20 protein-coding genes are annotated in these 19,701 nt (G+C 62.1%); 16 read left to right on the top strand and 4 right to left on the bottom strand.

What is annotated here, in order from left to right; all coding sequences use genetic code 11:
* Positions 1-8 precede the first annotated feature (8 nt).
* The 5 genes from IFT44_RS19550 (at position 9) to ispD (ending at position 5,048) form a co-directional block, all read left to right on the top strand.
* The gene (locus IFT44_RS19550) at positions 9-1,640 is read left to right on the top strand and encodes a CTP synthase (RefSeq protein ID WP_122476552.1); all 1,632 of its coding nucleotides are present in this window, start codon (positions 9-11) and stop codon (positions 1,638-1,640) included.
* A gap of 5 nt (positions 1,641-1,645) precedes the next feature.
* Positions 1,646-2,491, top strand: a complete 846-nt coding sequence (gene kdsA / locus IFT44_RS19545) for a 3-deoxy-8-phosphooctulonate synthase (protein ID WP_122476550.1) — start codon at positions 1,646-1,648, stop codon at positions 2,489-2,491.
* Between the two features lie 153 nt (positions 2,492-2,644).
* Positions 2,645-3,934: a phosphopyruvate hydratase gene (gene eno, locus IFT44_RS19540; RefSeq protein WP_185794270.1), complete on the top strand. Its 1,290-nt coding sequence runs from the start codon at positions 2,645-2,647 to the stop codon at positions 3,932-3,934.
* A 98-nt stretch (positions 3,935-4,032) separates the two neighbouring features.
* A complete protein-coding gene (ftsB, locus tag IFT44_RS19535) occupies positions 4,033-4,311 on the top strand; it encodes a cell division protein FtsB (protein ID WP_043185120.1) in 279 nt (92 codons plus the stop codon).
* A complete protein-coding gene (gene ispD / locus IFT44_RS19530; RefSeq protein ID WP_192176446.1) occupies positions 4,308-5,048 on the top strand; it encodes a 2-C-methyl-D-erythritol 4-phosphate cytidylyltransferase in 741 nt (246 codons plus the stop codon). Before ftsB ends, ispD begins: the two co-directional genes overlap by 4 nt.
* 6 nt (positions 5,049-5,054) lie before the next feature.
* On the opposite strand, the gene IFT44_RS19525 is transcribed toward ispD, so the two are convergent.
* The gene (locus IFT44_RS19525; RefSeq protein ID WP_342214299.1) at positions 5,055-5,948 is read right to left on the bottom strand and encodes a LysR family transcriptional regulator; all 894 of its coding nucleotides are present in this window, start codon (positions 5,946-5,948) and stop codon (positions 5,055-5,057) included.
* A gap of 107 nt (positions 5,949-6,055) precedes the next feature.
* Here IFT44_RS19525 and IFT44_RS19520 point away from each other — a divergent pair, with 107 nt between their 5' ends.
* The 8 genes from IFT44_RS19520 to rpoS all read left to right on the top strand — a co-directional run bounded on the left by IFT44_RS19520 (position 6,056) and on the right by rpoS (position 13,194).
* On the top strand, positions 6,056-7,168 hold the full coding sequence (locus IFT44_RS19520; protein WP_122476544.1) for an S-(hydroxymethyl)glutathione dehydrogenase/class III alcohol dehydrogenase: 1,113 nt from the start codon (positions 6,056-6,058) through the stop codon (positions 7,166-7,168).
* A gap of 8 nt (positions 7,169-7,176) precedes the next feature.
* Positions 7,177-8,019 (top strand): S-formylglutathione hydrolase, encoded by an 843-nt coding sequence (gene fghA / locus IFT44_RS19515; RefSeq protein ID WP_122476543.1) that lies wholly within the window; start codon positions 7,177-7,179, stop codon positions 8,017-8,019.
* A 121-nt stretch (positions 8,020-8,140) separates the two neighbouring features.
* A complete protein-coding gene (gene ispF, locus IFT44_RS19510) occupies positions 8,141-8,614 on the top strand; it encodes a 2-C-methyl-D-erythritol 2,4-cyclodiphosphate synthase (RefSeq protein ID WP_122476541.1) in 474 nt (157 codons plus the stop codon).
* Positions 8,611-9,669, top strand: coding sequence for a tRNA pseudouridine(13) synthase TruD (gene truD / locus IFT44_RS19505; RefSeq protein WP_122476540.1), 1,059 nt, complete (start codon positions 8,611-8,613; stop codon positions 9,667-9,669). Before ispF ends, truD begins: the two co-directional genes overlap by 4 nt.
* The gene (gene surE / locus IFT44_RS19500) at positions 9,657-10,406 is read left to right on the top strand and encodes a 5'/3'-nucleotidase SurE (protein WP_122476538.1); all 750 of its coding nucleotides are present in this window, start codon (positions 9,657-9,659) and stop codon (positions 10,404-10,406) included. Before truD ends, surE begins: the two co-directional genes overlap by 13 nt.
* Positions 10,407-10,441: 35 nt before the next feature.
* Positions 10,442-11,077, top strand: a complete 636-nt coding sequence (locus IFT44_RS19495) for a protein-L-isoaspartate(D-aspartate) O-methyltransferase (protein WP_185794556.1) — start codon at positions 10,442-10,444, stop codon at positions 11,075-11,077.
* Positions 11,078-11,227: 150 nt separating this feature from the next.
* Entirely contained in the window at positions 11,228-12,082 is an 855-nt protein-coding gene (locus IFT44_RS19490) for a peptidoglycan DD-metalloendopeptidase family protein (RefSeq protein ID WP_122476536.1), read from the top strand.
* 107 nt (positions 12,083-12,189) lie between these two features.
* Positions 12,190-13,194, top strand: coding sequence for an RNA polymerase sigma factor RpoS (rpoS, locus tag IFT44_RS19485; RefSeq protein ID WP_122476535.1), 1,005 nt, complete (start codon positions 12,190-12,192; stop codon positions 13,192-13,194).
* 507 nt (positions 13,195-13,701) lie between these two features.
* Here rpoS and fdxA read toward each other — a convergent pair.
* Together fdxA and mutS are read right to left on the bottom strand one after the other, a co-directional pair.
* Positions 13,702-14,025, bottom strand: coding sequence for a ferredoxin FdxA (fdxA, locus tag IFT44_RS19480; protein WP_192176445.1), 324 nt, complete (start codon positions 14,023-14,025; stop codon positions 13,702-13,704).
* Positions 14,026-14,163: 138 nt separating this feature from the next.
* Positions 14,164-16,731 (bottom strand): DNA mismatch repair protein MutS, encoded by a 2,568-nt coding sequence (mutS, locus tag IFT44_RS19475; RefSeq protein ID WP_192176444.1) that lies wholly within the window; start codon positions 16,729-16,731, stop codon positions 14,164-14,166.
* A gap of 205 nt (positions 16,732-16,936) precedes the next feature.
* Between mutS and IFT44_RS19470 the strand changes: the two genes are divergently transcribed.
* The 3 genes from IFT44_RS19470 (at position 16,937) to recX (ending at position 19,066) form a co-directional block, all read left to right on the top strand.
* Entirely contained in the window at positions 16,937-17,437 is a 501-nt protein-coding gene (locus IFT44_RS19470; protein ID WP_122476529.1) for a CinA family protein, read from the top strand.
* Between the two features lie 85 nt (positions 17,438-17,522).
* Positions 17,523-18,590, top strand: a complete 1,068-nt coding sequence (gene recA / locus IFT44_RS19465; protein WP_122476527.1) for a recombinase RecA — start codon at positions 17,523-17,525, stop codon at positions 18,588-18,590.
* 8 nt (positions 18,591-18,598) lie between these two features.
* A complete protein-coding gene (gene recX, locus IFT44_RS19460) occupies positions 18,599-19,066 on the top strand; it encodes a recombination regulator RecX (RefSeq protein ID WP_185794277.1) in 468 nt (155 codons plus the stop codon).
* A 60-nt stretch (positions 19,067-19,126) separates the two neighbouring features.
* Here recX and IFT44_RS19455 read toward each other — a convergent pair whose 3' ends face one another.
* Positions 19,127-19,531 (bottom strand): PA3611 family quorum-sensing-regulated virulence factor, encoded by a 405-nt coding sequence (locus tag IFT44_RS19455; RefSeq protein WP_122476523.1) that lies wholly within the window; start codon positions 19,529-19,531, stop codon positions 19,127-19,129.
* Positions 19,532-19,701: the final 170 nt, after the last annotated feature.

The following is a 19,701-nucleotide window of genomic DNA, read 5'->3' as shown; positions in this document are numbered from 1 at the left end:
GGTTTTTCATGACGCGCTACATCTTCGTCACGGGCGGTGTTGTTTCTTCATTGGGGAAAGGCATTGCCTCGGCTTCATTGGCGGCCATCCTGGAGGCGCGGGGGCTCAAAGTCACCATGCTCAAGCTGGACCCGTACATCAACGTCGACCCGGGCACCATGAGCCCGTTCCAGCACGGTGAAGTGTTCGTCACCCACGACGGCGCCGAGACTGACCTGGACCTGGGGCACTACGAGCGGTTCATCCGCACGACCATGACCCAGAACAACAACTTCACCACCGGCCGGGTGTACGAGCACGTGCTGCGCAAGGAGCGCCGTGGTGATTACCTGGGCGCGACCATCCAGGTCATCCCGCACATCACCGACGAGATCAAGCGGCGCATCATCAAGGGCGCCGGCGATGCCGACGTGGCCATGGTCGAAATCGGCGGCACCGTTGGCGACATCGAATCCCAGCCGTTCCTGGAAGCGATCCGCCAGCTGCGTTTCGAGGTCGGTGCCAAGCGCGCCATGCTGATGCACCTGACGCTGGTCCCCTACATCGCCACCGCGGGTGAGACCAAGACCAAGCCGACCCAGCATTCGGTCAAGGAACTGCGCTCCATCGGCTTGCAGCCTGACGTGCTGGTGTGCCGTTCCGATCACCCGATCGACACGTCGTCGCGCCGCAAGATCGCTCAGTTCACCAACGTCGAAGAGCGTGCGGTGATTGCCCTGGAAGACGCCGACACCATCTACAAGATCCCGGGCATCCTGCACTCTCAGGGGCTGGATGACTTCGTCGTCGAGCGCTTCGGCCTGCAGTGCGGCGGCGCCGACCTGTCCGAATGGGAAGCGGTGGTCGATGCCAAGCTTAACCCCGAACACGAAGTGACCATCGCCATGGTCGGCAAGTACATGGAGCTGCTCGATGCCTACAAGTCGCTGATCGAAGCGATGAGCCATGCCGGCATCAGCAACCGCACCAAGGTCAATCTGCGCTACATCGATTCCGAAGACATCGAGAACCAGGGCACCGCCCTGCTCGAAGGCGTCGACGCCATTCTGGTCCCCGGCGGCTTTGGCCTGCGTGGCGTGGAAGGCAAGATCACCGCCGTGCAGTACGCTCGCGAGAACAAGGTGCCGTACCTGGGTATCTGCCTGGGCATGCAGGTGGCGGTCATCGAGTTCGCCCGTAACGTCATGGGCTGGAAAGACGCCAACTCCACCGAATTCGATCGCGCCAGCGGCCATCCGGTCGTCGGTCTGATCACCGAGTGGGAAGACGCCACCGGCGCCGTGGAAACCCGCACCGAAGCCTCCGACCTGGGCGGCACCATGCGTCTGGGCGCGCAGGACTGCCAGCTGGTCGGCGGCTCCAAGGTTCACGACTGCTACGCCCGCGACGTGATCGTCGAGCGTCATCGTCATCGCTACGAAGTGAACAACAACCTGCTGCCGCAACTGGTCGAAGCTGGGCTGGTCGTCTCCGGGCGCTCGGGTGACGGCGCGCTGGTCGAAGTGGTCGAGTCCAAGGACCATCCATGGTTCGTGGCCTGCCAGTTCCACCCCGAGTTCACCTCGACGCCGCGTGACGGTCATCCGTTGTTCACCGGCTTCGTCAAGGCCGCATTGGCTCAACATCAGAAGAAGGCCTGATCACCATGGCGCAGAAGATCATCCGCGTTGGCGATATAGAGATCGCCAACGACAAGCCGTTCGTGTTGTTCGGTGGCATGAACGTGCTGGAATCACGCGACATGGCCCTCAAGGTCTGTGAAGAATACGTGCGGGTGACCGACAAGCTCGGCATCCCCTACGTGTTCAAGGCCAGCTTCGACAAGGCCAACCGTTCTTCGGTGACCTCCTACCGCGGCCCCGGCCTGGAGGAGGGCATGCGCATCTTCGAAGAGATCAAGAAGACCTTCAACGTGCCGCTGATCACCGACGTGCACGAGCCTGAACAAGCTGCCGTGGTCGCCGAAGTCTGCGACATCATTCAGCTGCCCGCCTTCTTGTCGCGCCAGACCGACCTGGTGGTGGCCATGGCCAAGACCGGCGCGGTCATCAACATCAAGAAAGCCCAGTTCCTTGCGCCGCAGGAAATGAAACACATCCTGACCAAGTGCGAGGAAGCCGGTAACGACCAGTTGATCCTCTGCGAGCGGGGTTCGAGCTTCGGCTACAACAACCTGGTAGTGGACATGCTCGGCTTCGGCATCATGAAGTCGTTCGAGTACCCGGTGTTCTTCGACGTGACCCACGCCCTGCAGATGCCGGGCGGTCGCAGCGACTCGGCCGGTGGCCGTCGCGCCCAGGTCACCGACCTGGCCAAGGCTGGCCTGAGCCAGGGCCTGGCCGGTCTGTTCCTGGAAGCCCACCCGGACCCGGACAACGCCAAGTGCGATGGCCCGTGCGCGCTGCGCTTGGACAAGCTGGAACCGTTTCTTGCCCAGCTCAAGGCGCTGGATGAATTGGTCAAAGGTTTCCCGGCGATCGAAACGGCCTGATTGCGGTAAAGTAGTGCCCGATTTGTTGCGGTGACCCTTTCTCGGGCAGAGACCCGCTCCCACATTGAGCCCAGTGGGAGCGGGTCTATGCCCGCGAGGGGATCGCTAAAGCCCAAGCTGCGTCGTCTCGTCTACTTTGGAGTGTTCATAACAATGGCAAAAATCGTCGACATCAAAGGTCGTGAAGTTCTCGACTCCCGTGGCAACCCTACCGTAGAAGCCGACGTGCTTCTGGAAAACGGCATCATCGGCAGCGCCTGTGCACCGTCGGGCGCTTCCACCGGTTCGCGCGAAGCGCTGGAGCTGCGTGACGGCGACAAGAGCCGCTACATGGGCAAGGGTGTTCTGAAGGCGGTGGCCAACATCAATGGCCCGATTCGCGATGCGCTGCTGGGCAAGGATCCGGTCGACCAGAAGGGTCTGGATCACGCCATGATTGCCCTGGACGGTACCGAGAACAAGGCTTCGCTGGGCGCCAACGCCATCCTCGCCGTGTCCCTGGCCGCTGCCAAGGCTGCCGCACAGGATCAGGACCTGCCGCTGTACGCGCACATCGCCAACCTCAACGGCACGCCGGGCGTCTACTCCATGCCCGTGCCGATGATGAACATCATCAACGGTGGCGAGCACGCCGACAACAACGTCGACATTCAGGAATTCATGGTCCAGCCGGTTGGCGCCAAGACCTTTTCCGACGCCCTGCGCATGGGCACCGAGATCTTCCACCACCTCAAGGCGGTATTGAAAGCTCGCGGCCTGAGCACTGCTGTCGGTGACGAAGGTGGTTTCGCGCCGGACCTGGCGTCCAACGAAGATGCCTTGAGCGCCATTGCCGAAGCCGTCGAGAAAGCCGGCTACAAACTGGGCACCGACGTGACCCTGGCCCTGGACTGCGCTGCCAGCGAATTCTTCGAAAACGGCACCTACGACCTGGCCGGCGAAGGCCACAAGTTCGACGCCGAAGGTTTCGCCGAATACCTCAAGGGCCTGACCGAGCGCTACCCGATCATCTCGATCGAAGACGGCCTGGACGAATCCGACTGGGCTGGCTGGAAGATTCTCACCGACAAGATCGGCGAAAAAGTCCAGCTGGTGGGTGACGACCTGTTCGTGACCAATACCAAGATCCTCAAGGAAGGCATCGACAAGAAGATCGCCAACTCCATCCTGATCAAGTTCAACCAGATCGGTACCTTGACCGAAACCCTGGAAGCCATCCAGATGGCCAAGGCTGCCGGCTACACCGCGGTGATCTCGCACCGTTCCGGTGAAACCGAAGATTCGACCATTGCCGACCTGGCCGTGGGCACCGCTGCAGGCCAGATCAAGACCGGCTCGCTGTGCCGCTCGGACCGTGTTTCCAAGTACAACCAACTGCTGCGTATCGAAGAGCAGTTGGGTTCCAAGGCGATCTATCGTGGTCGCGACGAGTTTCGCGGCTAAGCAATAGATGGTAGAAAGACGACATGCGGAGCCTGGCGGATGCCAGGCTTCGTGCTATCTGGTCGCAGAGTTGAAGTTTTTTACCACTGGGTAACGTGATGCGCAGTCCTTATTGGTTGTTTCTTGTCTTGCTTCTGCTCCTGGGTGGTTTGCAGTATCGCCTGTGGGTCGGAAACGGAAGTCTCAAGCAGGTAGCCGAGCTGAAACAGCAGATCGCCGAACAGCATGCCGAGAACGAACGGCTGCTGGAGCGCAATCGCGTGATGGACGCCGAAGTACTCGAATTGAAAAAGGGCATGGAGACCGTCGAAGAACGCGCTCGCCATGAACTGGGCATGGTCAAGGAGGGTGAAACCCTCTACCAGTTGGCCCAATGAATACCTCGCTGCCAGCCTTCTGGGCAGTGATTCCCGCTGCGGGCGTGGGTGCGCGCATGGCAGCGGACCGCCCCAAGCAGTACCTGACCTTGGGCGGTCGCACGATCCTGGAACACAGCATCGACTGTTTCCTCGGCCATCCACAGCTCAAGGGCGTGGTCGTCAGCATCGCCGCCGATGACCCGTTCTGGCCCGACCTGCCCAGTGCCAGCAACGAGCTGATCCAGCGCGTGGCCGGTGGTCGCGAGCGTGCCGACTCGGTGCTCAACGCCTTGCTGCATTTACACGCCCAGGGCGCCGACGGCAGTGATTGGGTGCTGGTGCACGATGCGGCGCGGCCCAACCTTTCTCGCACCGACCTCGACAAACTGCTTGCCGAGCTGGCTGATGACAGCGTCGGCGGTCTGTTGGCCGTGCCCGCGCGCGACACGCTCAAGCGTGCCGATGCGACTGGGCGGGTTCAGCATACGGTGGATCGCAGCACGATCTGGCAGGCGTTCACGCCACAGATGTTTCGTCTGGGCGCCCTGCATCGGGCTCTGGCCGACAGCCTGGTGGCCGGAGTGGCGATTACCGACGAAGCGTCGGCCATCGAGTGGGCCGGTTTCGCGCCGAAGCTGGTGGAGGGCCGGGCGGACAACCTCAAGGTCACCCGGCCTGAAGATCTGGAGTGGCTGCGCCAGCGTTGGGCGATGCGTGGCTTAGGGGGGGACGGTGGCGTCGTTCGCGGCCGATGACCGCTCCTACAGATACTCTGGCCTCTCGGCCAACCCTTCTCTGAGATAATCGACCAGCTTCCTGATCTTCGGCGACAAGTGCCGCTGTTGCGGATAAAGCCCCCACACCGCCGTGTTGGGCGGCTGGTGGGCCTCCAGCAGCGACACCAGTGCGCCGCTGCGCAAGTGTTCCAGCACGTAGTAATCAGGCAGCTGACACAGTCCGACGCCCTGCAACGCCGCGTCGAGGACCGCCTGGCCACTGTTGCAGCGCCAGTTGCCCTGCACGCGTTGTGCCTGCTCCTTGCCATCGACCTGCAGCGGCCAGATATCCGAACTGCCCACCAGGCAGTTGTGCCGCGTCAATTCCGACACACTGTGGGGCCGGCCATAGCGCGCCAGGTAGTGCGGTGAAGCGCACAGGAACATCCGCCGCGGCGCCAGCCTGGTTGCCACCAGTCGCGAGTCCTGCAAGCGTCCCAGGCGGATGGCCAGGTCCAGGCCTTCGTGAAGCAGGTCGAGGGTGCGGTTGCTCAGCTCGATCTCCACGCGCAGTTGCGGGTACAGGCCCATGAAGCGCGTGACCAGCGGCACGATGAAGCGCTCGCCATAGGCCACGGCGCAGGTCAGACGCAGCAGCCCCTTGGGTTCACCGGTCAGGTCGCTCATGGCGCGCCAGGCTTCGTCGCGACCGTCCTGCAGGCGTTGGCAATGCTGGAGGAATGTCTGCCCTGCCTCGGTCAGCGCTACCCGGCGCGTGCTGCGATAGAGCAGGCGGGTCTGCAGGCGCTCTTCCAATCGGGCGATCTGGCGACTGACGTGGGACGACGACACGCCCAGCCGCTGCGCTGCGGCCGTGAAGTGCGCGCACTCGGCGACTGCGACGAACTCGTCGATACCCTCCCAACGGTTATCATTCACTCGATTATCCCTGTACGGCATCAATGTTTTGCGCAAGGGGCGATTATTCCGCATCCGCTCATGAATTACACTGTTGGCAGTCCCGTTCATTTCAGGAGCAAGCATTGATGATCAAGTCCCGCGCCGCGGTTGCATTCGAAGCCAACAAGCCATTGGAAATCGTCGAGATCGACGTGGCCATGCCCAAGGCAGGCGAAGTCCTGTTGCGCGTGGTCGCTTCCGGGGTCTGCCATACCGATGCCTACACCCTGTCGGGTGCGGATCCTGAAGGCATCTTCCCGTCGGTACTGGGCCACGAAGGCGGCGCCATCGTCGAAGCGGTGGGCGAGGGGGTCACTTCGGTTGCGGTGGGCGATCACGTCATTCCGCTGTACACGCCAGAGTGCCGCCAGTGCAAGTTCTGCAAATCGGGCAAGACCAACCTGTGCCAGGCCATCCGCGCCACTCAGGGCAAGGGCTTGATGCCGGACGGCACCACGCGGTTCTCGTACAACGGCAAGGAACTGTTCCATTACATGGGCACCTCGACGTTCTCCGAGTACACCGTGTTGCCGGAGATCTCGGTAGCGAAGATCGACAAGCAGGCGCCGCTGGAAAAGGTCTGCCTGTTGGGTTGTGGCGTCACCACCGGTATCGGCGCCGTGCTCAACACGGCCAAGGTCAAGCCGGGCGATACCGTGGCCGTGTTCGGCCTGGGCGGTATCGGTCTGTCGGCCATCATCGGTGCGGTCAAGGCCAAGGCCGGTCGCATCATCGCCGTCGACATCAACCCAAGCAAATTCGAGATCGCCCGCCAGCTGGGTGCAACCGACTGCATCAATCCCAAGGAATATGACCGGCCGATCCAGGAAGTCATCGTCGACCTTACCGATGGCGGCGTGGACTTCTCGTTCGAGTGCATCGGCAATGTGCAACTGATGCGTGCGGCGCTCGAATGCTGCCACAAGGGCTGGGGTGAGTCGGTGATCATCGGCGTGGCCGGCGCTGGCCAGGAAATCGCCACGCGCCCGTTCCAGCTGGTCACCGGACGGGTCTGGCGCGGTTCGGCATTCGGTGGCGTGCGCGGGCGTACCGAGTTGCCCAGCTACGTCGAAATGGCCGAGAGCGGGGAGATTCCGCTGGATACCTTCATCACCCACACCATGGGCCTGGAAGACATCAACAAAGCGTTCGACCTGATGCATGAAGGCAAGAGCATTCGTTCGGTCATCCACTTCTGAGGTCTGCCATGAGCCTGGAAAACCTGTCCTGCCAGAAGAGCTTCGGCGGCTGGCACAAACGCTACAAGCACCGCTCCAAGGAGCTGGGTTGCGACATGACCTTCGCCGTGTACCTGCCGCCGCAAGCGGAGCAGGGCGGCAAGTTGCCGGTGCTGTACTGGCTGTCGGGGCTGACCTGTACCGACGAGAACTTCATGCAGAAGGCCGGCGGCCTGGAGCTGGCTGCCGAGTTGGGCTTGATCATCGTTGCGCCCGACACCAGCCCGCGCGGGGCGGGAGTGCCGGATGATCCGGACCAGGCATGGGATTTCGGTCTGGGTGCCGGGTTTTATCTGAACGCCACCGAGCAGCCGTGGGCGCAGCATTACCGCATGCATGACTATGTGGTGCATGAATTGCCAGCCATCGTGGAAGCGCATTTCCCCGCGTCGGACAAGCGCTCCATCAGTGGCCATTCCATGGGTGGCCACGGAGCGCTGGTCTGCGCGCTGCGCAATCCGGGGCGGTATCGGTCGATCTCGGCGTTCTCGCCCATCAGCAATCCGATGGATTGCCCCTGGGGCCAGAAAGCGTTTTCCCATTACCTGGGCGAGGAGCGCTCGCGTTGGCGCGAATGGGATGCCAGCGTGCTGATCGCCGATGCGGCGGAACATCTGCCGCTGCTGGTGGATCAAGGCGATCGTGATGATTTCCTCGAGAGCCAGCTCAAGCCCCAGGCTCTGAGTCAGGCGGCCAAGTCGGCCGGCTATGAACTGACCCTGCGCATGCAACCGGGCTATGACCACAGCTATTACTTCATCGCCAGCTTCATCGATGACCATTTGCGCCATCATGCCAAGGCCTTGAAGTGACTGCGCTGGCGCCCTCTGCCCGCGAAGGCGCCAGCACAGTCACCTGCAGATGTTTTGATCCGCCCAACCTGCGCCAAAGCAGGTAGAATCACGCCCTGACTCAATCGGGGCGTTTTTTTCTATGCGTATTGGCCACGGCTACGACGTGCACCGTTTCGCCGAGGGTGACTTCATTACCCTGGGTGGCGTGCGAATCCCACACAAGTTCGGCCTGCTGGCCCATTCCGACGGCGACGTCGTACTGCATGCCTTGAGCGATGCCTTGCTCGGCGCAGCTGCCTTGGGCGACATCGGCAAGCATTTTCCCGACACCGATCCGCAGTTCAAGGGCGCGGACAGCCGCGTGCTGTTGCGCCACGTGCTCGCGGTCGTGGCGAGCAAAGGCTGGAAAGTCGGCAATGTCGACGCCACCATCGTCGCCCAGGCGCCGAAAATGGCGCCCCACATAGAAACTATGCGTGAACGGATCGCCGCCGACCTGGGCGTGGAGCTGGATCAAGTCAACGTCAAGGCGACCACTACCGAAAAGCTCGGGTTCGCCGGGCGCGAGGAAGGTATCGCCGTGCATGCGGTCGCCTTGTTGCTGCGCGCATGACCGAATTCGAATTGCTGGGTCCGCGGGCCACGGGCGACAGCCTGGGCAGCGCCGTACTCAAGGCCAGCGCCGAAGACTTCCAGGTCGACGAAGTGCTGGACATTCCCTTGGCCGGCCAGGGCGAGCACCTCTGGCTCTGGGTCGAGAAACGCAACCTCAATACCGAAGAGGCAGCCCGCCGCCTGGCCAAGGCCGCTGGCGTGCCGTTGCGCACGGTCAGCTATGCAGGCCTCAAGGACCGCCAGGCGCTGACCCGGCAGTGGTTCAGCCTGCATCTGCCAGGCAAGGCCGATCCGGACCTGAGCGCGGCGCAGGGCGACACCCTGGCCATCCTCAAGCAGGCCCGGCACTCGCGCAAACTGCAACGCGGTGCGCACTCGGCCAACGGCTTCACCGTGCGCCTGACTGCGCTCAAGGCCGACCGGGCCGCGCTCGATGCGCGCCTTGGAGAAATCCAGCAGACCGGCGTACCGAATTATTTCGGCACCCAGCGCTTCGGTTTCCAGGGCGGCAATGTGTTCGACGCTCAGCAGTATGCCGAACGCCAGGCGCTGCCCGAGCAGCGCAATGTGCGTTCGCGGCTGCTCTCCACGGCGCGCAGTTTCCTGTTCAACCAGATACTTGCCGCGCGCGTCGCCGACGGTACCTGGAACCGCGCCCGGATCGGTGATCTGCTGGCGTTCACCGACAGCCGCAGCTTCTTTCCCGCCGGTGAAGCCGAATGCAGTGATCCACGCCTGGACATCCTCGACCTGCACCCTACCGGAGCGCTGTGGGGCGAGGGCGCATCGGTCGCCGCCGGTCGCTGCGCCGAACTGGAAAATGCCATCGGCGACCAGCACCCGGCGCTGTGTGCCTGGCTTGCAAAAGCGGGCCTGGCACAGGAGCGACGCATCCTGCGGCTGCCCATCGGCGAGCTGACGTGGCATTATCCCGAGCCTGACATCCTGCAGTTGCACTTCGTCCTGCCGGCCGGTTGCTTCGCCACTGTCGTGGTGCGCGAACTCGTCGATCTGGTGCCGACAGGGCAGACGGAAAGTCCATGCGTATTCTGATTTCCAACGATGATGGGGTCACCGCCCCCGGCCTGGCCGCGCTTCACGACGTGTTGCAGGACTATGCCCAGTGCACGGTGATCGCCCCCGATCAGGACCGTAGCGGCGCCAGCAGTTCGCTCACGCTGGACCGGCCGCTGCATCCGCAGACCTTGCCCAACGGCTTCATCAGCGTCAACGGCACACCCACCGACTGCGTGCACCTGGGCCTGAACGGCCTGCTGCCTTTCGAGCCCGACCTGGTGGTTTCAGGTATCAACCTGGGGGCCAACCTGGGCGACGACGTGCTGTATTCGGGCACGGTGGCTGCTGCCCTTGAGGGGCGTTTTCTGGGGCATACCTCGTTTGCGTTCTCGTTGTTGTCTCGCCAGCCCGAGCACCTGCCGACGGCAGCCTACTACGCGCGCAAGTTGATCGAGGCCCGGGACCGGTTGAACCTGCCGCCTCGTACCGTGCTCAACGTGAACATCCCCAACCTGCCGATCGAGCGTATCCGCGGCATGGTGCTGACTCGCCTGGGCCATCGGGCACGGGCTGCGGCGCCGATCCGCATGGTCGACCCGCGGGGCAAGCCGGGCTACTGGATCGCCGTGGCCGGCGACGCCGAAGATGGCGGCCCGGGCACCGATTTCCATGCCGTCATGCAGGGCTACGTGTCGGTCACGCCACTGCAACTGGATCGCACCTTCAACGAGGCCTTCGGCCACGTTCAAGGTTGGCTGGAGGAGCTTGGCTGATGCGCCAGAGAGACAATCAGCACCATGGCATCGGCATGACTTCGCAGCGCACGCGCGAACGCTTGATTCAGCGCCTGTGCGACGAAGGCCTGGCCAATACCCAGGTGCTCGAGGTACTGCGTCGCACACCGCGCCATCTGTTCGTCGACGAAGCACTGGCGCACCGTGCCTACGAAGACACCGCACTGCCGATCGGCCACAACCAGACCATTTCCCAGCCCTACATGGTTGCACGCATGAGCGAGCTGCTGCTGGCGGCGGGGCCACTGGACAAGGTCATGGAGATCGGCACCGGCTCGGGCTACCAGACCGCCGTGCTGTCGCAGCTGGTCGAGCGGGTGTTCTCGGTCGAGCGGATCAAGGTCCTGCAGGATCGCGCCAAGGAACGCCTGCAGACGCTCGAGCGGCGCAACGTGGTCTTTCGCTGGGGCGATGGCTGGGAAGGCTGGCCGGCCCTGGCACCCTACAACGGCATCATCGTTACCGCAGTGGCGACCGATGTGCCCCAGGCCCTGCTCGATCAGCTTGCGCCCGGTGGCCGACTGGTGATTCCGGTGGGCTCCGGCGACGTCCAGCAACTGATGTTGATCGTGCGCGAAGAGCACGGGTTCTCCCGGCATGTTCTGGAAGCCGTGCGCTTCGTGCCGTTGCTCAATGGTCCGCTGGCTTGACCGGTGTGATTTCGCGGAGTGAATTCTGCGCGGCGCCGTCTGTCTGACAGCGGGTCGTGGCGCAGGTACGGCCGCAGCTTGCACCCATGCGCCTTGAAGTCGAGTAGTGAAGTTGGATATTTTCTTGTCACCACAACAAAGGAGCGGCGGGTGAGCCTCACAATCATTGGGCAGCGTGCAGGTAGTTCGAGCGTCAAGCTCCTGATGCTCGGGGTTGCGATCGCAGCCTTTCTGTCCGGCTGTTCCAGCACCTCCAGCCAGGTCAGCGTGGTCGATCGCAACAACGCGGCCAAAGCGGCGCAGCGCCAGCCGGTGACCACAGGCCAATACGCAGTCAGGCGAGGCGATACGCTGTTCTCCATCGCCTTTCGCTACGGTTGGGACTACAAGGCCCTGGCTGCGCGCAACAATATTCCCGTGCCGTATACCATCCGCCCAGGCCAGGTGATCCGCTTCGACGGCAACTCGGGCGCGCCAGCCACCACCGTGGTGACCACCCAGAGCGGCGCCTCTGCGTCTTCCTCGAGCCGCACCACAGTCACCCGCCGTCCGCTCACCCCGGCACCGACCGCCACCAGCAGCGTCGCCATTCCCGTCCCTTCGCCTACCCCGGTACCCGCGGGCGAGCGCACCCAAGGCGGCTGGGCATGGCCGGCAAACGGTGTTTTGATCGGGAAATTCGCTTCAAACGGCAGTTTGAATAAAGGAATTGATATCGCCGGTGATTTGGGACAGCCTGTTTTTGCTGCGTCTGATGGTGCGGTGGTCTACGCCGGGAGTGGTTTGAGGGGCTACGGCGAATTGGTCATCATCAAACACAGCGATACCTACGTCAGTGCCTACGGTCATAACCGCAGGTTGTTGGTTCGGGAGGGTCAGCAGGTCAAGGTCGGTCAGACAATTGCCGAAATGGGTTCAACGGGGACGGACCGGGTGAAGCTGCACTTCGAGATTCGCCGCCAAGGCAAGCCCGTAGATCCGCTGCAATTCCTGCCACGTCGTTGATTTGCACTACCAGCCTGTTCCTCCACGTAGTGGGGACGGGCTCACGCGCTGCCATGGAGATTGGCGCCGCTGGAGCTTGAGGTCGAACTCAGCAAAGGACTATAACAATGGCTCTCAGCAAAGAAGCGCCGGAGTTTGACATCGACGATGAGGTGCTCCTTATGGAACCCGGCGTCGTATTGGATGTGATGTCGAACGAAGAACCTGCTGCACCTGCGGTTCGCACCAAGGCACGCAATTCCACATCGCTCAAACAGCATAAATACATCGACTACACCCGGGCGCTCGATGCGACCCAGCTGTATTTGAATGAAATCGGTTTTTCACCTCTGCTTTCTCCCGAAGAAGAGGTGCACTTCGCACGACTTTCCCAGAGCGGCTGCCCGGCCGGTCGCAAACGCATGATCGAGAGCAACCTGCGCCTGGTGGTCAAGATCGCCCGCCGGTATGTCAATCGCGGCCTGTCCTTGCTCGACCTCATCGAGGAGGGCAACCTGGGGCTGATTCGTGCGGTCGAGAAATTCGATCCCGAGCGCGGTTTCCGGTTCTCAACCTATGCCACCTGGTGGATCCGGCAGACCATCGAACGGGCGATCATGAATCAGACCCGGACCATTCGCCTGCCCATTCACGTGGTCAAGGAGCTCAACGTCTACCTGCGCGCCGCGCGCGAACTGACCCAAAAGCTCGATCACGAACCGTCCCCAGAAGAAATCGCCAATCTGCTCGAGAAGCCCGTGGGCGAGGTCAAGCGCATGCTTGGGCTCAACGAGCGGGTATCCTCGGTGGATGTCTCGCTCGGGCCGGATTCGGACAAGACCTTGCTCGACACTCTGACCGATGACCGGCCCACCGACCCCTTGCAGCTGCTGCAGGACGACGACCTCTCGCAGAGCATAGACCAGTGGCTGTCCGAGCTGACCGACAAGCAGCGCGAGGTGGTGGTACGCCGTTTTGGCCTGCGGGGCCACGAGAGCAGCACGCTGGAAGACGTTGGCCTGGAAATCGGCTTGACCCGCGAGCGCGTGCGACAGATCCAGGTGGAAGGCCTCAAGCGACTACGCGAGATACTCGAAAAGAATGGGCTGTCCAGCGAGTCATTGTTTCAATAGCCGCCGTTACCGCACGACTTGAACGCCCCTTTTTCAAGGGGCGTTTTTATTGTTGGCCTAGTCGCAGTGCGATGTTGTCAGTGTTCACTGTGACCTTGTGTAAGCCTTTGGCTATTTGTCCAGTCAAAGTTTTGTAAGTTGGAACTCTTGTCTATCTAACTGCACGTTCTTGAACACATTATCGAATAAGCTGACACCCAAGTCAGATTATGATGGGAATTATTCACGGTTGTCCTACGCACCGGATGCGTTAATATCAAGGCGTGTTCAGGGACGACACAGGTGCTCAGGATCGAGCGCCCAAAAGGGATATCGCAGTGACGCGATTCATCAGGACGATGACAGGGATAAAAGGGACAGGGAAAGGTGGGCGGCTCATTACCGCCCCTTTTTTTGACTTTTTTTTGAGGTCGAGAGCGAGTGGCCAGCCGCGCCGTCCGGTGTCACGCACGCCTGCGCGGCAGGCGTGGCGGTCGCTATCAGCTGGCACGAGGCAACGAGCGTGCCCTAGCGCTCCAGGTCCTTGATCTTGCCTTTCACGCCGTCGAACGCTTCAGCCTCGGGCAGCGCATCCTTCTTCTCGGTAATGTTCGGCCAGACTTCGGCCAAGTCCACGTTCAGCTGGATGAATTCATGCATGTCCTCTGGCACTTCATCTTCGGAGAAGATGGCTTGGGCCGGGCATTCAGGCTCGCACAGTGCGCAGTCGATGCACTCATCCGGGTGAATCACCAGGAAGTTCGGGCCTTCGTAGAAGCAGTCCACCGGACAGACTTCCACGCAGTCGGTGTATTTGCACTTGATGCAGTTGTCGGTGACGACGAAGGTCATTTCTATTTCTCTCCTCAGGCGGCGGCAGCGAAGCCCTTCACAGGGCCGCTTGGTTTGGGCAGGTCAGCCGCAGACCAGGCTAAAAGCCATTGGCATTCCCAAACCGCGCGGGATTCTATCAGCTTGTAGGAATAAGCGTTAGACCCGGCTCTTCAGTGCATAGAGCAATTCGATCGCTTGCCGCGGTGTCAGTCCATCGATGTCGGTCTTGGCAATCTGTTCCAGCACCGGGTGCGGCAGGCTGGCAAACAGGTCAGCCTGATGGGGCTTCGCTGTCTTGCCGGGCATGGGCGTTGGGGTCTCGTGGGGCAGGCTGGTGGTTTCCAGACGGCTCAGGTGTTCCTTGGCGCGCAGGATGACTGCGGCCGGTACCCCGGCCAATTGCGCGACCGCCAACCCGTAGCTCTGGCTGGCAGGGCCAGCCAGCACATGGTGCAGAAAAACGATGCGCTCGTTGTGTTCGGTGGCGCTCAGGTGCACGTTGGCCACCAGTGGCTGGCTTTCCGGCAGCACGGTCAGCTCGAAGTAGTGAGTGGCGAACAAGGTATAGGCGCGCAGTCCGGCCAGGCATTCGGCGGCAGCCCAGGCCAGCGACAAGCCATCGAACGTGCTGGTGCCGCGGCCCACTTCGTCCATCAGCACCAGGCTGCGCTCGGTGGCATTGTGCAGGATGTTCGCGGTTTCGCTCATCTCCACCATGAACGTCGAGCGGCCGCCAGCCAGGTCATCACTGGAGCCGATTCGGGTGAAAATACGGTCCACCAGCGACAACTCGCAACTGGCCGCTGGCACGAAACTGCCGATGTGCGCCAGCAACACGATCAAGGCAGTCTGGCGCATGTAGGTGGATTTACCGCCCATGTTCGGACCGGTGATCACCAGCATGCGGGTGCTGTCGTCCAGGCTCAGGTCGTTGGCCACGAAGGGTGTGGTGAGCACTTGTTCCACGACCGGGTGGCGACCCTGGTTGATACGCAGGCACGGCTCGTCGACGAAGCGGGGGCAATTGAGGTCCAGGTTCAGCGCTCGCTCGGCGAGGTTGCTCAGCACGTCCAGTTCAGCCAGCGCCGCGGCGGTGTCCTGCAGTGGCGGCAGATGGCCGATGAGGTTTTCCAGCAACGCTTCGTACAGCGACTTCTCACGGGCCAGGGCACGGCTCTTGGCCGACAGCGCCTTGTCTTCGAAGGCCTTGAGTTCAGGGGTGATGAAGCGCTCGGCACCTTTGAGCGTCTGCCGCCGGATGTAGTCCGCGGGGGCTTGTTCGGCCTGTTTGCTGGGCAGTTCGATGAAGTAGCCGTGGACGCGGTTGTAACCCACTTTCAAGTGGGACAGGCCCGTACGGGCTTTTTCCCGGGCTTCCAGGTCGATCAGGAACTGGCCGGCGTTCTCGCTCAGCGACAGCAATTCGTCCAGCTCGCTGTCGTAGCCGGTTTTCAGTACGCCGCCGTCGCGGATGACGGCGGGCGGATTGTCGACGATGGCCTTGGCCAGCAGATCGGCCAGTTCCGGGTAGGTCCCGGCAATGGCCGCCAGCTGCGCCAGGTGCGGCGCTTCGAGTTCGGCCATTGCCACCTGCAGTTCGGGCAGGGCGGCCAGCGCATCGCGCAGTCGCGCCAGGTCCCGCGGTCGGGCATTGCGCAGCCCGATCCTTGCGAGAATCCGCTCGATGTCGCCGATTTCCTTGAGCTGCGGTTGCAGGCTTTCGAAGCGGTAGCCCTCGAGCAGGCAGCCGATGGAGCCCTGACGCGCCTGCAACACCTTGAGGTCACGCAGTGGTCGATTGAGCCAGCGGGTCAGCAGGCGGCTGCCCATGGCGGTCTGGCAGCGGTCGATGACCGATTGCAGGGTGTTGTCGCGTCCGCCGGCAAGGTTGGTGTCCAGCTCCAGGTTGCGGCGACTGGCGCCGTCCAGCACCACCGTGTCGTCCAGCCGTTCGTGACGCAGGCTGCGCAGATGGGGCAGGGCGGTGCGCTGGGTTTCCTTGGCGTAGCCGAGCAGGCAGCCCGCGGCGCCGATGGCCAGCGTCAGCTTCTCGCAGCCGAAGCCCTTGAGGTCCTGGGTTGCGAACTGCTGGCACAGGCTCTTGTGCGCAGTGTCCCGCTCGAAGTCCCAAGGCGCCCGGCGGCGCGAGCCCTTGCGCTTTTCCGCCGGCAACCCTTGCGGCCAGTCATCGGGGATCAGCAGTTCGACCGGGTTGATCCGCTCTAGCTCCGCCAGCAGGTTTTCCCATCCCGCCAACTCCATGACCATGAAGCTGCCGCTGGTGATGTCCAGCACCGCCAGGCCGAACAGGCGCTCGTCGCCCAACACCGCCGCGATCAGGTTGTCGCGGCGCTCGTCGAGCAACGCTTCGTCGCTGACCGTGCCGGGCGTGATGATCCGTACCACTTGCCGATCGACCGGCCCCTTGCTGGTGGCCGGGTCGCCGATCTGCTCGCAGATCACCACCGACTCGCCCAGCTTGACCAGTTTGGCCAGGTAGCCCTCGGCTGCATGGTAAGGAATACCGCACATGGGGATCGACTGCCCCGCCGACTGTCCACGGGCGGTCAGGGTGATGTCGAGCAATTTGGCAGCCTTCTTCGCATCCTCGTAGAAGATTTCGTAGAAGTCGCCCATGCGGTAGAACATCAACTGGTCGGGATGCTGATTCTTCAGCTTCCAGTACTGCTGCATCATCGGGGTGTGGTTAGAAAAATCGGACATTCAAGGACTTAGCTCGCGGGTGTCTTGGGGACGTAAGGCAGGCGCCAATAGTACAGGGATTTTTTTCACCATGTAGGACGTTGGCACCGGTTACGCGGTGGCACGATTGCCCTTCGGGCCGGTCATACGCAGGCACGCCATGGCGACTTTTGACCTGCATGGCAGGAGGGCGTAGCCTCATCGGCCGCCTGATCAAGGAGCTGTTATGGACGCCTCGACCTCACTCTCTGCCGAACTCGGCCAGCGCCTGCTTGCCCTGGGCGCCCAAGCCACCACGGCGGAGTCCTGCACGGGAGGCGGTATCGCCGAGGCGATCACTCGCATCGCCGGCAGTTCGGCCTGGTTCGAGGCCGGCTACGTCACTTATTCCAATGCGCAGAAAACCGCTCAGCTGCAGGTTCCGAGCGAGCTGTTCGAGCAGGTCGGGGCGGTCAGCCGCGAAGTGGTCGAAGCCATGGTGCGCGGTGCTCAGGGCCACAGCAAAGCGCGCTTTGCAGTGGCGGTCAGCGGCGTTGCCGGCCCCGGCGGCGGCTCCGCTGAAAAGCCTGTCGGCACGGTATGGCTGGCCTGGGCTGACGGTGCGCAGACGTTTTGTCGACGCGAGCAGTTTGCCGGCGATCGCGAGGCCGTGCGCCGGCAAACCGTCGTGGCAGCCCTGCAGGGTTTGTTACACCTTGCCACTGGAGAAAAACCATTTCAGGGGTAGGCGAGGGGCATGGTGTGTGGAATAATACTGGCTACTTATACAGGTGTTATGGCCGTCAGGCCTTATTGATTACGTGAGGACTTCAATGGACGACAACAAGAAGCGTGCCTTGGCTGCGGCCCTGGGTCAGATCGAACGTCAATTCGGTAAAGGCGCTGTCATGCGCATGGGTGACCACGAGCGCCAAGCGATCCCGGCCATCTCTACCGGCTCGCTCGGCCTGGATATCGCGCTGGGTATCGGTGGTCTGCCAAAAGGCCGGATCGTCGAGATCTATGGCCCGGAATCGTCGGGTAAAACCACGTTGACGCTGTCGGTCATCGCCCAGGCCCAGAAGGCCGGTGCAACCTGCGCCTTCGTCGACGCCGAGCACGCGCTGGATCCCGAGTACGCCGGCAAGCTGGGCGTCAATGTCGATGACCTGCTGGTATCCCAGCCGGACACCGGTGAGCAGGCGCTGGAAATCACCGACATGCTGGTGCGCTCCAATGCGGTTGACGTCATCATCGTCGACTCCGTCGCTGCACTGGTACCCAAGGCCGAGATCGAAGGCGAGATGGGCGACATGCACGTGGGTCTGCAGGCACGCCTGATGTCGCAGGCACTGCGCAAGATCACCGGTAACATCAAGAACGCCAACTGCCTGGTCATCTTCATCAACCAGATCCGCATGAAGATCGGTGTGATGTTCGGCAGCCCGGAAACCACCACCGGTGGTAACGCGCTGAAGTTCTACGCATCGGTTCGTCTGGACATTCGCCGGACCGGCGCGGTCAAGGAAGGCGACGAAGTGGTGGGCAGCGAAACCCGCGTCAAGGTCGTCAAGAACAAGGTGGCACCGCCATTCCGTCAGGCTGAATTCCAGATCCTGTACGGCAAGGGCATCTACCTCAACGGTGAAATCGTCGACCTGGGTGTGGCCAACGGCCTGTTGGAGAAATCGGGCGCCTGGTACAGCTATCAAGGTAGCAAGATCGGTCAGGGCAAGGCCAACTCGGCCAAGTTCCTGCAAGACAACCCCGAGATCAAGGCCACCCTGGAAAAGCAGATCCGCGACAAGCTGCTGACTGGCGGTACCGACAAGGCTGCAGCTGACAAGGCTTCCGCCACTGCACCAGCTGCCGATACGGCTGAAGCTGAAGCCGATTTCTGATCAGCCTCATGCCACCTGTCGTATTGGATACACCCGTCGCCGTGCGACGGTCTGCCATGGACCTGCTCGCACGTCGCGAGCATGGTCGAGTCGAGCTGACGCGCAAATTGCGTCAGCGCGGCGCCCCTCCCGAAATGATCGATACCGAGCTTGATCGTCTGACCGACGAAGGCTTGTTGTCGGAAGCACGCTACCTGGAAAGCTTCATTCGCTATCGGGCCAACTCCGGCTACGGGCCCGCACGAATACGCGAAGACCTGACCCAGCGCGGTTTGCAGCGCGCCGATGTCGAGCAGGCACTTCGTCAAAGCGGATTCGATTGGGCGTTGCAGCTACGCGAGCTCTGGGAGCGCAAATTCGCTGCCAGGCTTCCCGTTGAACTCAAGGAGCGCGCCCAGCAGACGCGTTTTCTGGCCTATCGGGGCTACCCGATGGAGCTGATTTCTCGCCTGCTCAACGGCAAGGATCTGGACTGATCCCTTCTGCCGATGAGGCAGCGGTGTTCGTCGAGTAGCACCGCCACATTTCCTGGAGTATTACTTGCCGCAGTCCTTGGCAGTGTAGGACTGGCTGCCGATGGCGCGATTGGTCTTGTATTCGGTGAAGTCATAGCGCATCACGGCGCCCTGTGCCATCAGATCACGAAAACCCTTGTTGCGACATACGCTTGCGCCCAGTTGCAGGTAAACGGTTTTGGGGTCGCGGCGCATCTCGTAGGCCTGGCTTTCGCGAACGCTCAGGTGATTGACCAGTTGGTTGCCTTCGACGGTGAAACCCTGATCGAGGATGTCTTCATTGATTGCGCGCGGTGTACCCACACTGCTTTGCTGAGCCACTTTCTGCAGGTTTTTCGACAGCTCCAGTTCCTTCAGCGATGCAGCGTGGGCGGCCAGCGGCAAGGCAAGCAGCAAGGCGAGGGACGGGGCGATAAAGCGCAGCATGAAACACTCCTGGGCAAAAAGCCGGGCAAGACAAGTGGGCGTAAGACCCGCCAATGGCGCAGGCGTTCACCCACCTCTGAGGGTAGCCGATTATACGGCGCGGCACGTCGGCTCACCATCGACATCGTTCCGGAGCCAGCTCTGTTAGAATCCGCGCCCCCAGACTCTAC

This window comes from Pseudomonas sp. CFBP 13710 (assembly GCF_014842235.1).
Lineage (GTDB): Bacteria > Pseudomonadota > Gammaproteobacteria > Pseudomonadales > Pseudomonadaceae > Aquipseudomonas > Aquipseudomonas baltica.
This window is presented reverse-complemented; position numbering and strand designations above follow the sequence as displayed.

What these genes read in the sequence shown, in the direction of transcription:
- fdxA (WP_192176445.1), bottom strand. Translation starts at nt 14,025, where the DNA reads ATGACCTTCGTCGTCACCGACAACTGCATCAAGTGCAAATACACCGAC.
- ftsB (WP_043185120.1), top strand. Translation starts at nt 4,033, where the DNA reads ATGCGCAGTCCTTATTGGTTGTTTCTTGTCTTGCTTCTGCTCCTGGGT.
- IFT44_RS19550 (WP_122476552.1), top strand. Translation starts at nt 9, where the DNA reads ATGACGCGCTACATCTTCGTCACGGGCGGTGTTGTTTCTTCATTGGGG.
- IFT44_RS19520 (WP_122476544.1), top strand. Translation starts at nt 6,056, where the DNA reads ATGATCAAGTCCCGCGCCGCGGTTGCATTCGAAGCCAACAAGCCATTG.
- ispF (WP_122476541.1), top strand. Translation starts at nt 8,141, where the DNA reads ATGCGTATTGGCCACGGCTACGACGTGCACCGTTTCGCCGAGGGTGAC.
- IFT44_RS19470 (WP_122476529.1), top strand. Translation starts at nt 16,937, where the DNA reads ATGGACGCCTCGACCTCACTCTCTGCCGAACTCGGCCAGCGCCTGCTT.
- recX (WP_185794277.1), top strand. Translation starts at nt 18,599, where the DNA reads ATGCCACCTGTCGTATTGGATACACCCGTCGCCGTGCGACGGTCTGCC.
- surE (WP_122476538.1), top strand. Translation starts at nt 9,657, where the DNA reads ATGCGTATTCTGATTTCCAACGATGATGGGGTCACCGCCCCCGGCCTG.
- IFT44_RS19455 (WP_122476523.1), bottom strand. Translation starts at nt 19,531, where the DNA reads ATGCTGCGCTTTATCGCCCCGTCCCTCGCCTTGCTGCTTGCCTTGCCG.
- mutS (WP_192176444.1), bottom strand. Translation starts at nt 16,731, where the DNA reads ATGTCCGATTTTTCTAACCACACCCCGATGATGCAGCAGTACTGGAAG.
- fghA (WP_122476543.1), top strand. Translation starts at nt 7,177, where the DNA reads ATGAGCCTGGAAAACCTGTCCTGCCAGAAGAGCTTCGGCGGCTGGCAC.
- eno (WP_185794270.1), top strand. Translation starts at nt 2,645, where the DNA reads ATGGCAAAAATCGTCGACATCAAAGGTCGTGAAGTTCTCGACTCCCGT.
- rpoS (WP_122476535.1), top strand. Translation starts at nt 12,190, where the DNA reads ATGGCTCTCAGCAAAGAAGCGCCGGAGTTTGACATCGACGATGAGGTG.
- kdsA (WP_122476550.1), top strand. Translation starts at nt 1,646, where the DNA reads ATGGCGCAGAAGATCATCCGCGTTGGCGATATAGAGATCGCCAACGAC.
- recA (WP_122476527.1), top strand. Translation starts at nt 17,523, where the DNA reads ATGGACGACAACAAGAAGCGTGCCTTGGCTGCGGCCCTGGGTCAGATC.
- IFT44_RS19495 (WP_185794556.1), top strand. Translation starts at nt 10,442, where the DNA reads ATGACTTCGCAGCGCACGCGCGAACGCTTGATTCAGCGCCTGTGCGAC.
- ispD (WP_192176446.1), top strand. Translation starts at nt 4,308, where the DNA reads ATGAATACCTCGCTGCCAGCCTTCTGGGCAGTGATTCCCGCTGCGGGC.
- truD (WP_122476540.1), top strand. Translation starts at nt 8,611, where the DNA reads ATGACCGAATTCGAATTGCTGGGTCCGCGGGCCACGGGCGACAGCCTG.